At 72.1% G+C, this 10,397-nt stretch carries 11 protein-coding genes and 1 tRNA gene; 7 read left to right on the plus strand and 5 right to left on the minus strand.

Going from position 1 to position 10,397, the window contains the following annotated elements; all coding sequences use genetic code 11:
- Positions 1–5: 5 nt before the first annotated feature.
- Positions 6–1,022, minus strand: coding sequence for an LLM class F420-dependent oxidoreductase (locus N2041_RS07415; protein ID WP_297677351.1), 1,017 nt, complete (start codon positions 1,020–1,022; stop codon positions 6–8).
- Positions 1,023–2,063, minus strand: coding sequence for a phosphotransferase family protein (locus N2041_RS07420; RefSeq protein WP_297677353.1), 1,041 nt, complete (start codon positions 2,061–2,063; stop codon positions 1,023–1,025). It abuts the gene before it with no gap.
- Positions 2,064–2,188: 125 nt separating this feature from the next.
- On the opposite strand from N2041_RS07420, the gene N2041_RS07425 reads away from it, so the two are divergent.
- Entirely contained in the window at positions 2,189–2,683 is a 495-nt protein-coding gene (locus N2041_RS07425; RefSeq protein WP_297677355.1) for a nitroreductase family protein, read from the plus strand.
- Between the two features lie 53 nt (positions 2,684–2,736).
- Positions 2,737–3,156, plus strand: a complete 420-nt coding sequence (locus tag N2041_RS07430) for a pyridoxamine 5'-phosphate oxidase family protein (protein WP_297677357.1) — start codon at positions 2,737–2,739, stop codon at positions 3,154–3,156.
- A 14-nt stretch (positions 3,157–3,170) separates the two neighbouring features.
- Here N2041_RS07430 and N2041_RS07435 read toward each other — a convergent pair whose 3' ends face one another.
- Both N2041_RS07435 and N2041_RS07440 read right to left on the minus strand, forming a co-directional pair.
- Entirely contained in the window at positions 3,171–3,782 is a 612-nt protein-coding gene (locus N2041_RS07435; RefSeq protein ID WP_297677359.1) for a hypothetical protein, read from the minus strand.
- 211 nt (positions 3,783–3,993) lie between these two features.
- Positions 3,994–4,070 (minus strand) — tRNA-Arg (locus N2041_RS07440).
- An 88-nt stretch (positions 4,071–4,158) separates the two neighbouring features.
- On the opposite strand from N2041_RS07440, the gene N2041_RS07445 reads away from it, so the two are divergent.
- Genes N2041_RS07445 through N2041_RS07455 form a run of 3 tightly spaced genes read left to right on the plus strand, consistent with a single transcriptional unit; the run spans position 4,159 to position 6,933 of the window.
- Positions 4,159–4,590, plus strand: coding sequence for a globin (locus N2041_RS07445; RefSeq protein WP_297677361.1), 432 nt, complete (start codon positions 4,159–4,161; stop codon positions 4,588–4,590).
- 34 nt (positions 4,591–4,624) lie between these two features.
- On the plus strand, positions 4,625–5,716 hold the full coding sequence (locus N2041_RS07450; RefSeq protein ID WP_297677363.1) for a CaiB/BaiF CoA-transferase family protein: 1,092 nt from the start codon (positions 4,625–4,627) through the stop codon (positions 5,714–5,716).
- Positions 5,698–6,933, plus strand: a complete 1,236-nt coding sequence (locus N2041_RS07455) for a CoA transferase (protein ID WP_297677365.1) — start codon at positions 5,698–5,700, stop codon at positions 6,931–6,933. The genes N2041_RS07450 and N2041_RS07455 overlap by 19 nt, the downstream gene beginning before the upstream one ends.
- Here N2041_RS07455 and N2041_RS07460 read toward each other — a convergent pair whose 3' ends face one another.
- Positions 6,934–8,163 (minus strand): cytochrome P450, encoded by a 1,230-nt coding sequence (locus tag N2041_RS07460; protein WP_297677367.1) that lies wholly within the window; start codon positions 8,161–8,163, stop codon positions 6,934–6,936. It abuts the gene before it with no gap.
- Between the two features lie 136 nt (positions 8,164–8,299).
- Between N2041_RS07460 and N2041_RS07465 the strand changes: the two genes are divergently transcribed.
- Positions 8,300–8,971 (plus strand): HAD family hydrolase, encoded by a 672-nt coding sequence (locus N2041_RS07465; protein WP_297677370.1) that lies wholly within the window; start codon positions 8,300–8,302, stop codon positions 8,969–8,971.
- Between the two features lie 43 nt (positions 8,972–9,014).
- Complete coding sequence (locus tag N2041_RS07470; RefSeq protein ID WP_297677372.1) at positions 9,015–10,088, plus strand: Gfo/Idh/MocA family oxidoreductase; 1,074 nt, start codon at positions 9,015–9,017, stop codon at positions 10,086–10,088.
- Positions 10,089–10,397: the final 309 nt, after the last annotated feature.

The raw sequence follows: 10,397 nt of genomic DNA on the forward strand, positions 1-10,397 counted from the left end.
GCTTCCTAGAGCCCGGCCGCCTTCGGCGACATCTCCCGCATCGCCTGCAGCACCCGCTCCCGCCGCACCGCCGGGTCCGGGTCGAACGAGATGAACTGCAGGAACGCGGTATCGACGCCTGCCTCCAGGTACCGCTTCACGTGGGCGTTCCGCTCTTCGGCCGTCCCGGCCACGAACAGGTCCTGCACCACCACATCCGGCACTGCCGCCAGCGCGCCCTTTCGGTCGCCGCTCTCCCACGCGCTCCACATCGCCGAAAGGAGCGGCTCGCGCCCCAGCCAGCGGTGGAACTCCTTGTACACCGGCACGTTGAGGTAGGCGTTCAGGTGCCGGCGCTGCAGCTGCCCCACCTCCGGCGTGAGCGGGTCGATGCACACCATCAGCCGCGCCGTGATCTCCACTTCGTCCGGGTTCCGCCCGGCCGCCTTCGCCGCCTCCCGGACCACGCCGACGCTCTTCTTCACGTCCTCCGCCGAGAGCCAGTTGATGATCGCGCCGTCGCCGACCTCCCCCGCGACCCGCAGCATCCCCTCCCGCAGCGCCGCCACGTGGATCGGGATCGGCTGGCTCGGCGGCTTGCTCATCCGGAAGCCGTCCACCCGGAACGTCTCGCCCTCGAACACCACGCGCTCACCGGCGAACGCCCGCCGCAGGAACAGCGTCATCTCCCGGACCCGCGTCGCCGGCTTCCGGAACTTCCCGCTGTTCCACAGCTCCACGATCGGCTGCGAACCCGAGCCGATGCCCAGGTTGAACCGCCCCGGCGCGACCTCCGCCACCCCGGCGGCCGTCTCCGCCAGCGTCGCCGGCCCGCGGGTGTACACGTTCGCGATCGCCGTGCCCAGCCGCAGGTTCGTGTGCAGCCCGATCACCGCCAGCGGCGTGAACGCGTCGATCGCGTCCACCTCGTACGACCACGCGTCCGTGTAGCCCAGCCGTTCCGCCTCCTGGCAAATCTCCGGGTGCTCCCGCAGGCCCACGCCGTCGAGCGGGACGGAAAGTGACAGTCGCTTCTCAGCCATTCAGTTCGATTCCCCCATCAATCGATGCATCCGGTCGATCAGGACCGGCACGTACCATTCGAACTCGGCAGCGCCCGGGTTCGAGGCCGTCTTCTCGAGGTAATGCATGTACAGCCCTTCGAGGATGACCGCCATCTTGTACACCGCCAGCACGCTGTAGAACCCGAAGTGCTTCATCGAACGCCCGCTCTTCGCCTCGTACCGCGCCGCCATCTCCTCCCGCGTCGGGAAGCCCTCCAGCTCGGTCAGCGTCGAGCGGTTGTTCAGCTGCCGCGTCCCCGGCGGGTCGCCCTGGTCGCCCCACGTAGAAAGCAGCCAGCCGAGGTCTGCCAGCGGGTCCCCGATCGTCGCCATCTCCCAGTCGAGGATGCCCAGCAGCCGCGGCTCCCCGTGCGCGAAGATCACGTTGTCCAGCTTGTAGTCCCCGTGCACCACCGCCACGTCCGCCTCGGCCGGGATGCGCGCGCGCAGCCAGTCCGTCGCCTCGTCGAGCCCCGGCAGCTCCCGCGTCCGCGGCCGCGTCAGCTCCCACTGTTTCGCCCACCGCTCCACCTGCCGCGGCAGGTACGTCTCCCCCTTTCCGGTCAGGCCCGCCGCCTGCCAGTCCACCGCGTGCAGCTCCACCAGCGCGTCGACCAGCTCCTCCGCCACCCGCCGCCGCCCCTCCGGCGTGTCGTACGCCGCCGGCACCTCCGACCGGATCACCGTCCCGTCCAGCCGCTCCATCAGGTAGAACGGCGCCCCGATCACTGAGGCGTCCTCGCACACCGCCACCGGCCGCGGCACCCGCGCCTTCCCGTACAGCGCCGCGATGTACCGGTACTCCCGGATGACGTCGTGCGCCGTCGGCAGCAGCGGCCCCCGCGGCGGCCGCCGCATCACCCACTGCTCTGGGCCGCGCGTGACATAAAACGTTTCGTTCGAAAAGCCGGCGACGTGCTTCTCCACGGAAATCGGGCCCGGCTCCCCCGGCACGTGCTCGTTGACGAACCGCTCCAGCGCCCGCAGGTCGATCAGCTCCCCGAGGGGTGTCTCCGCCATGGCTCCTTCCCCGCGCTCGAACTCCCCCGGGCACACCGGTGCCAGCATGAGGGGCTCCGAGAGTCTTGCCGCCCCGCGCCCGTCCGTCAACCAGCGCCTCCGGGTGCTCGCGTACAATCCCGCCCATGGACCTCTACCGCGGAACCATCTCCAAGCGCGACCGCCGCGCCTTCCTGCCCCAGCCCATCCCGGCCGAATCCCTCCGCCGCATCCTCCAGGCCGGCCGGATGACCCCGTCCTCGAAAAACTCCGAACCGAACCGCTTCATCGTCGTCCAGTCCCCCGAAGGCAAGCAGGCCCTCGCCGACCTCAGCCCGATGGCCCGCTGGCTCGCCGATGCCGCGGCCGTCATCGTCATCACCCAGGTCCGCGAACACCCCTTCGATGCCGGCCGCTGCGCCCAGAACATGATGCTCGCGGCCTGGAACGACGGCATCGGCTCCTGCCCCGCGCACCTGCCCGAAGAAGCGCTGCGTGGCCTCCTCGGCATCCCCGCCGGGGTTTTCATCAACCGCGTCATCGGCTTCGGCTACCTCGACCCCGAGCGCTCCGGCCCGCCCCCGGCCGTCGCCCGCAAGCGCCTCCCGCTCGAGGAACTCGTCCACCACGAGCGCTGGTGAGCCGCGCCCTCGCCCGCTACCCTCACCCGCACACCCCTTCCCCGGAGCCGCCCATGATCGCCCTCACCGACGATATGCGCCGGGCGTTCGAAACCGCCCTCGCCGATGGCGCGCCCGTCATCGTCGCGACCGCCGACCCCGCGACTGGCGAACCCGACATCGCCTTCAAGGGCAGCGCCATGGTCTTCGATGCCGAGCACCTCGCGTTCTGGGAGCGCGCCCACGGCCAGACCCTCCGCAACCTCGAGGCCAACCCCCGCGTCTGCCTCCTGTACCGCAACGCGAAGACCCGCCTCGCGTGGAAGTTCTTCGGCGCCGCCGAACTCCACCGCGACGGCCCCCTGCGGCAGCAGGTGATGGACCGCACCATCCAGGTCGAACTCGACCGCGACCCCGAGCGCCGCGGCATCGCCGTCCTCATCCGTGTCGACCGCGTCGTCCAGGCCGGCCAGGTCATCATGTCCCGCGACTGACCTGCCCGGCCCCGTCACGCGCGCCGGAATGGGTCCCGCCGTTCCGGTTTCGCGGCCGGCGCGGCCGGCGCCGGGAACGTCTCCGGTTCCCAGCGGTCGTCTGCTGCAGCCTCGCCGCCCCGCTCCGCCGCGGGGTCCGCACCGGGCCCCGCGCCGATGACGGCCGGGTTCCCGGCCGTCCGATCGAGTGCCGCCGCGGGCACTGCCGGCGCCGCTGCTCGGTCGGCCGCGGCGCTCCGCTGCAGCCCCCAGAACGCTGCCCCGCCGGCGACGGTCTTCGCCATCGCTGCCAGCGTCATCAGCACGAGCCCCCATTCCACCTGTACGCCAAATCCCATCTCGCTCTCCGGCTCGCTCGCGATGTCCGCCCAGTCGATGACGCCGATCACCGCCGAGATGCCGCCGAGCCCGGCGATGGCGCCATACTTCCAGCGGCTCTGCTGCTTGAAGCTCAGCGCCGCGAGCAGGATGCCCACGCCGCCGAACACCGCCGTGAACGCGCCGTCCCCTTCCGTACCGTTCACCGTGACGAACAGCACCGAGGCCCACGGCCCCACCGAACCGAGCACGACCAAAGCGCTCAACACCGTCAACGTCAGCGGCCAGTGGCTGCTCTGCTGCGACATCTCGTTCGCCCTCCCCGCGAAGAATGCGCGAGAGTATACCCGCCCCTCTGAACGGCGAACATCGCGCGAACAACTCGAAACCTGTGTCGCCAATCTGTCGCGATCATGCGACAGGTCGTCGCTGCTGCTGTCGAGGATTCGCATGAACGTCGCAAAAAGCCGGCCGTTCCGCCGTCCCCGGTCGCGCCGCACCTTCGCGTTGCTGCAAGCATGGCGCCCTCGGCAGGACTCGAACCCACAACCTGCTGATCCGAAGTCAGCTGCTCTATCCGATTGAGCTACGAGGGCGCGCGCACCGGCACCGCCGTCCGCCCGGCTCCCACCATCTTACCCCCTCGGCCGCTCCCCCGCCCCGCGCCCCCGCTATCATCGTGGTATGAACCCCTCCGAAACCTCTGCCGCCGCCCCCTACCACCAGGTCGGCGGCGCCGAAACCGTCGCCCGCATCGTCGAGGCCTTCTACGCCCGCGTCGAAGCCGACGACGTCCTCCGCCCCCTTTACCCCGAGGACCTCGAGCCCGGCAAGAAGAAGCTCGCCTGGTTCTTCGAACAGTGGCTCGGCGGGCCCCCGAGCTACAGCGAGCGCTACGGCCACCCTCGCCTCCGCCGACGCCACTTTCCGTTCGTCATCGACGAACGCGCGGCCGGCCGCTGGCTCCGCCTCATGCGCGAAGCCTGGACCGAAGCCGGCGTCCCCCGCGCCATCCAGGACCCCATCTTCGAGCGCCTCGCCGTCCTCGCCCGCCACATGATCAACGCAGGCGACGACGTCCCCCGCGAGCCCCTCGGCGACGTCTACCTCGACTGACCCGCGCACTCCATCCCGGTAGAATCCGCCGGCGATGGAAGCACCGACAGCCGACCCCTTCGCCCTCGATGCCGTCCGCGTCCTCGAAATCGGCGGCGGCATCCCTGCCGCCTTCGCCGCCCGCTGGCTCGCCGGGTTCGGCGCCGACGTCGTCCGCGTCGACCCCGAGACCGAGGGCCTCACGCCAGACGAGGCCGTCTACCTCCTCCCCGGCAAGCGCCGCGTGCAGGCTTCCTCCCCCGGCGACCTCCTCGCCCTCGCCCGCGCCGCCGACATCATCATCGAGGACGGCCCGCCCGGCGCCCTCGCCGCCCGCGGCCTCGACCCTGCCGCCCTCCGCGCCTCGCGCCCGGAGCTCGTCATCGTCTCCATCACCCCGTACGGCCAGGACGGCCCCTACGCATCCTTCCCGGCGACGAACATCACCGCCTTCGCGATGGGCGGCATCATGTCCCTCACCGGCATGTACCAGCGCGAACCGCTCGTCACTGGCGGCTCGCAGGCGCTCTACCTTGGCGGCCTCGATGCCGCCGGCGCCGCCATTACCGCGTACTTCGGCGCCCTCATCAGCGGCGAAGGCGACTGGGTCGATATCTCGCTCCAGGAATCCATGGCCGGCATGCTCGAACTCTACGGCCCCCGCGGCGCCTACGAAGGCGCCGTCAGCATCCGCTCCGGCAACCACGTCCGCGCCGTCTGGGGCCTCTACCCCTGCGCCGACGGCTACGCGGGCGTCTGCGCCCTCGAGCGGCAGGTGCCCGCCCTCTTCGCCCTCCTCGGCGACCCCGAGCTCGACGAGCCGCGCTTCCGCGACCCCCTCGAACGCCCCAACCACGACGACGAACTGCAGGCCAAGCTCTACGCCTGGTTCGGCGAGCGCACGAAAGCCGAGCTCCTCGAACTTGGCGTCCGCCACCGCGTCCCTATCGGCGCCGTCGTCACCCCGCGCGAACTCCTCGACAATCCCTCCCTCCGCGAGCGCGGCTTCTTCGATGCCGTCGAAACCCCCGCCGGGACCGCCCGCATCCCCGGCCGCCCGTTCCTCGGCCTCCCCTGGCGTCCCGGCCGTTTGAACGAACCGGTCCCCGCCGCCGACATCCTCGCCGCATGGAGCACCCGCCCGTGAAGCGCCTCCCCCTCGAAGGCATCCGCATCGCCGACCTCACCATGATGTGGGCCGGCCCCTACGCCACCCGCACCCTCGCCGAGATGGGTGCCGAGGTCATCAAGATCGAATCCCCCCGCGCCTGGGACAACATCCGCACCCTCATCCCCCAGCCCGGCGTCGATGAGCCCTGGAACTCCTCCTACTACTTCAACGACTACAACCGCGACAAGAAGTCCCTCACCCTCGACCTCGCCCATCCGCTCGGCCGCGCCACCTTCCTCCAGCTCGTTCCCCACTGCGACGTCGTCATCGAAAATTACCGTGCCGACGTCCTCGATAACCTCCAGCTCGGCTACGACGTCCTCCGCCAGGTCCGGCCCGACATCATCCTCGTCTCGATGGCGGGCTACGGGAAGACCGGCCCCGAGCGCCACCACGTCGGCTTCGGCCCCATCATCGAGCAGATGAGCGGCCTCGCCTCCATGACCGGCTACGGCGACGACGGCGTCCCCTTCAAGACGGGCATCTCCTACGGCGACCCCGTCGCCGGCAAGGCCGCCGCTGCCGCTGTCGCCCTCGCCCTCGTCCAGCGCCGCCGCACCGGCCGCGGCTGCTTCATCGACCTCGCCCAGCGCGAAGTCCTCTCTTCGCTCATCGGCGAAGCGTTCGCCGCCGCCTCCCTCCGCGGCGAAACCCCGGTCCACCGCGGCAACCGCGACCCGCGCGCCTTCGCCCAGGGCGTCTACCGCTGCGCCGGCGAAGAGCAGTGGCTCGCCGTCACCCTCCGCACGCGCGAGGAGTGGGAGCGCGCCGCCGCTCTCCTGGGCATCGACCCGGCGCTCCCCGGCGGTCCCGCCGACCACGGCGTCATCGATGCCCGCCTCGCCGACGCCCTCGCTGCCCGCGACCCGCAGGAGGCCTTCGAACTCCTCGCCGGCGCCGGCATCCCGGCCGGCCGCGTCCTCGATACCGTCGCCATCCACGACGACCCCCACCTCGCCGCCCGGCGCTTCTGGGTCGAACTCCCGCACCCGCGCATGCACCCGTGGAAGCAGCCGCGCACCGCCTGGCGCCTCCGCGAGGCCGACCCCTGGCCGCGCCGCCACGCCCCGCTCTTCGGCGAGCACAACGACGAGGTCCTGCGCGGCCTCCTCGGCCTCGATGAGGCCCGCATCGACGAGCTTCGCCGCGAGGGCGTCATCGGTGACGCCCCCGTCAACCCCGGCGTCGGCTGACTACACCTCGACCCACAGCTCTTCGAGCCCGCGGAAGCCCGGCACGCGCTTCCACTTCAGCTCCTGCGGCGCCAGCCGCATCGCCGGGAACCGGGTCAGCAGCACCCGCACCCCGATCTGCGCCTCCAGCCGCGCCAGCGGTGCGCCCAGGCAGTACCGCCGCCCGCCGCCGAACGCGACATGGTCGATGTCCTCCCGCGTCACGTCGAACCTGTGCGGGTCCTTGTGGAGCCGCGGGTCGTAGTTCGCCCCGCCCAGCGCGACGGTGATCGAATCGCCCTTGTGCATCGGGCAGCCCGCCACCACCCGGTCGTCCGGCAGGATCCGCCCGCTGAAGGTCACCGGCCCTTCGTACCGCAGCATCTCCTCCACGGCGTTCTCGATGAGCTCGGGCCGCTCCCGCAGCAGCTGCGCCTGGTCCGGGTGCTGCAGCAGGTTCTTCATCCCGTTCCCGAGCAGGTCCGTCGTCGTCACGTTCCCCGCCGCCAGCAGCAGCCCGATCATCGAGAGCACTTCCTCGTCGTTCAGGAAGTCGCCGTTGTCCTCCGCCTTCAGCATCGCCGTGATCAGGTCGTCCCGCGGCTCCGCGCGCCGCTCCGCGATGACCCGCCGCAGGTACGCCTGCAGCTCCTCGCCGGCCTTCATCGCCTTCTGCCGCGTCTCCTCGCTCGCGAACGGGTCGAACCCGGCCGCCACGCTGTCATCCGTCCACCGCTTGAAGTCGGCCTGGTCCTTCGGGTCCACCCCGAGCATCTCCGCGATCACGATCGTCGGGTACGGCTGGCAGAACGCCGCCATCAGGTCGAACCGCGCCTGCCCCTCCACCCGGTCGCACAGCTCGTTCGCGATCTCCTCGATCCGCCCCCGCATCCGCTCGATCGCCCGCGGCGTGAACGCCTTGGAGACCAGCCCCCGCAGCCGCGTGTGCACCGGCGGATCCTGGAACAGCATGCTCGGCTCCCGGTCCTCTCCCAGCAGCCGCTGCCGGAACATCGCGTTGAACGACTTCTCGTTCGCCTTCCGCGGGTCCACCAGCAGGTCGCGGTCGTTCAGGATGGCGTGCACGTCCTCGAACCGCGCCACCAGCCACCGCCCGAACTGCTCGTCCCACACCACCCGGTCCGCTTCCCGCACCCGGTCGAGCAGGCTGAACGGGTCCCGCTGGTACTCCGGGTTCAGGGGCGTCAGAGCGATGCCCAGCGGCACCTCATTCGTCGTCGTGTCCGTCATGGCGCTGTCCCTCCATCGGCTGCTTCGCCGCATGCTAACAAAGCCGAACCGCGTTCGAAAGTCCCGCTATCGGAAATTCACGCAGCCGCCTCCTGCCTCACTGCCGCGCCCGCCGCGCGCCCGTACACTGGCCCCCGTGCCCCCGCTCCTCCTCTTCGATATCGACCTCACCCTCATCGCCACCAGCGGCGCCGGCCGCCTCGCCCTCGACCGCGCCTTCGAACGCGTCACCGGCGTCCCGGCCGCCACCGAGGGCATCCGCTTCGATGGCCGCACCGACCGCGCCATCATCGCCGAAGTCCTCCAGCGCTGCGGCAGCCCCGCAGCCCGCTTCCCGGAGGTGCGCGACGCCTACCTCGAAGAGCTGCCGGCCGCCCTCCGCGAGAAAGGCGGCGAAATCCTCCCCGGCGTCGAACCGCTCCTCGATGCCCTCGCCCGCGAACTGCCGGGCATCGGCCTCGCCACCGGCAACCTCCGCGCCGGCGCCCGCGCCAAGCTCGGCTACTTCGGCCTCTGGCACCGCTTCGCTGCCGGCGGCTTCGGCGACGACCACACCGAGCGTGCCGGCCTCGTCCGCGCCGGCATCGCCGCCCTCGCCGCCGCCATCGGCGCATCCCCGGACCCGGCCTCCGCCGTGGTCATCGGCGATACCCCGCTCGATGTTGCCGCGGCCCGCGCCGCCGGGGCCCGCTCCGTCGCCGTCGCCACCGGCCGCTACACCGCGCACGACCTCAGCGCCGCCGGTGCAGACGCCGTCCTGCCCGGGTTCGACGATCTCGACCGCGCCCTCGCCGCGCTCCTCGCCTGACGCCCGGTCGACAGCCGGCGCCGCCCGCGGCACGATTCCCTCCATGCCGCTCCGCCTCGGCCTCGTCGGCGCCGGGTTCATCGCGGGCGTCTACGCCCACGCGGCCCGCCGCGTGCCGGCTGTCGAAATCACCGCCGTCGCCTCGCCGCGCTCCGCCCGAGCCTTCGCTGACCGCTGGGGCATCCCCGCCGCGTTCGACGACTGGCGCCAGCTCATCGGCGAAGCCCCGGTCGACGCCGTCGTCATCGCCGCCCCCAACGACCTCCACCTCCCCGTCGCCCTCGCCGCCGCGGCCGCCGGCAAGCACGTCCTCTGCGAAAAGCCCCTCGCCCCCGGTCTCCCCGCAGCAGCTGAAATGGTCGAAGCCTGCGACCGCGCCGGCGTCCTCCTCCTCTGCGCCGAAAACCTCCTCTTCGCCCCGATGTACGAGCGTGTGCGCGCCCTCGTCCGTCGCGGCGAAATCGGCCAGCCGTACCTCCTCCGCCAGCAGCAGGGCCACGCCGGCCCCTATGCCGACTGGTTCTGGGACATCAGCCGCGCCGGCGGCGGCGCCCTCATCGATATCGGCTGCCACGGCATCGCCCTCGCCTGCCGCCAGCTCGATGCCTGGCCCGAAGCCGTCGCGGCCGTCCTCGGCCGCTTCCGCCACGCAGCCCGCACGCCCGCTGACGACCACGCCATCGTCCACCTCCGCTTCCCCGGCGGCGCGCTCGCCACGGTCGAAGCCTCCTGGGCCCTCCCGGGCGGCGCCGACCTCCTCGAAATCGTCGGCGCCCGCGGCGGCCTCGCCGCCAACCTCGAGCGCGCGCCCGCCATCGACCTCTACCGCGACCCCGAGTCCGCAGAGGCCGGCCAGCTTCCCGGCTGGCAGCACGTCATGTACGAAGAAGCCTGGCAGTTCGGCTTCCCGCAGGAGCTCGAGCATTTCGCCGAAGCCGCCGCCGGCCGCGTCGAGCCGCGCTTCCCCGGCCGCGACGCCGTCCGCGTCCTCGAAATCATCTGCGCCGCCTACGAATCCGCCCGCCGCGGCGGCGGCTGGGTATCCCTCCCCTTCCCCAGCACCGCCCCGCGCGCCATCGACCACTGGCTCGCGGCCGAACCGCCCGCCGCCCCCTGACGGCGCGCCGCCGCTCCCGTACCCTGTAGCCGGATGAGCTGGCTCGCCTCGTTCTTCGCCACCCCCGCCCGCCAGGCCCTCGGCTGGACCGCCCTCGGCATCCTCGGCGTCATCTTCGCCGCGGTCGGCGCCTGGCTCCTCATCCGCGGCGGCGACCCGGCCCCGCCCCCCGCTTCCCCTGGCGTGACCGCCACGCCGACCCCCTCCGCGACGCCGACCGCGACCGTCACCCCGACGCCCTCCCCCCCCCCCCCCCCCCCCCCCCCCCCCCCCCCCCCCCCCCCCCCCCCCACCCCCCCCCCCCCCCCC

This window comes from Tepidiforma sp., from assembly GCF_026419595.1.
GTDB lineage: Bacteria > Chloroflexota > Dehalococcoidia > Tepidiformales > Tepidiformaceae > Tepidiforma.

Coding starts and splice junctions, on each gene's coding strand:
- N2041_RS07470 (WP_297677372.1), top strand. CDS start 9,015: ATGCCGCTCCGCCTCGGCCTCGTCGGCGCCGGGTTCATCGCGGGCGTC.
- N2041_RS07445 (WP_297677361.1), top strand. CDS start 4,159: ATGAACCCCTCCGAAACCTCTGCCGCCGCCCCCTACCACCAGGTCGGC.
- N2041_RS07430 (WP_297677357.1), top strand. CDS start 2,737: ATGATCGCCCTCACCGACGATATGCGCCGGGCGTTCGAAACCGCCCTC.
- N2041_RS07460 (WP_297677367.1), bottom strand. CDS start 8,163: ATGACGGACACGACGACGAATGAGGTGCCGCTGGGCATCGCTCTGACG.
- N2041_RS07450 (WP_297677363.1), top strand. CDS start 4,625: ATGGAAGCACCGACAGCCGACCCCTTCGCCCTCGATGCCGTCCGCGTC.
- N2041_RS07425 (WP_297677355.1), top strand. CDS start 2,189: ATGGACCTCTACCGCGGAACCATCTCCAAGCGCGACCGCCGCGCCTTC.
- N2041_RS07435 (WP_297677359.1), bottom strand. CDS start 3,782: ATGTCGCAGCAGAGCAGCCACTGGCCGCTGACGTTGACGGTGTTGAGC.
- N2041_RS07455 (WP_297677365.1), top strand. CDS start 5,698: ATGGAGCACCCGCCCGTGAAGCGCCTCCCCCTCGAAGGCATCCGCATC.
- N2041_RS07420 (WP_297677353.1), bottom strand. CDS start 2,063: ATGGCGGAGACACCCCTCGGGGAGCTGATCGACCTGCGGGCGCTGGAG.
- N2041_RS07415 (WP_297677351.1), bottom strand. CDS start 1,022: ATGGCTGAGAAGCGACTGTCACTTTCCGTCCCGCTCGACGGCGTGGGC.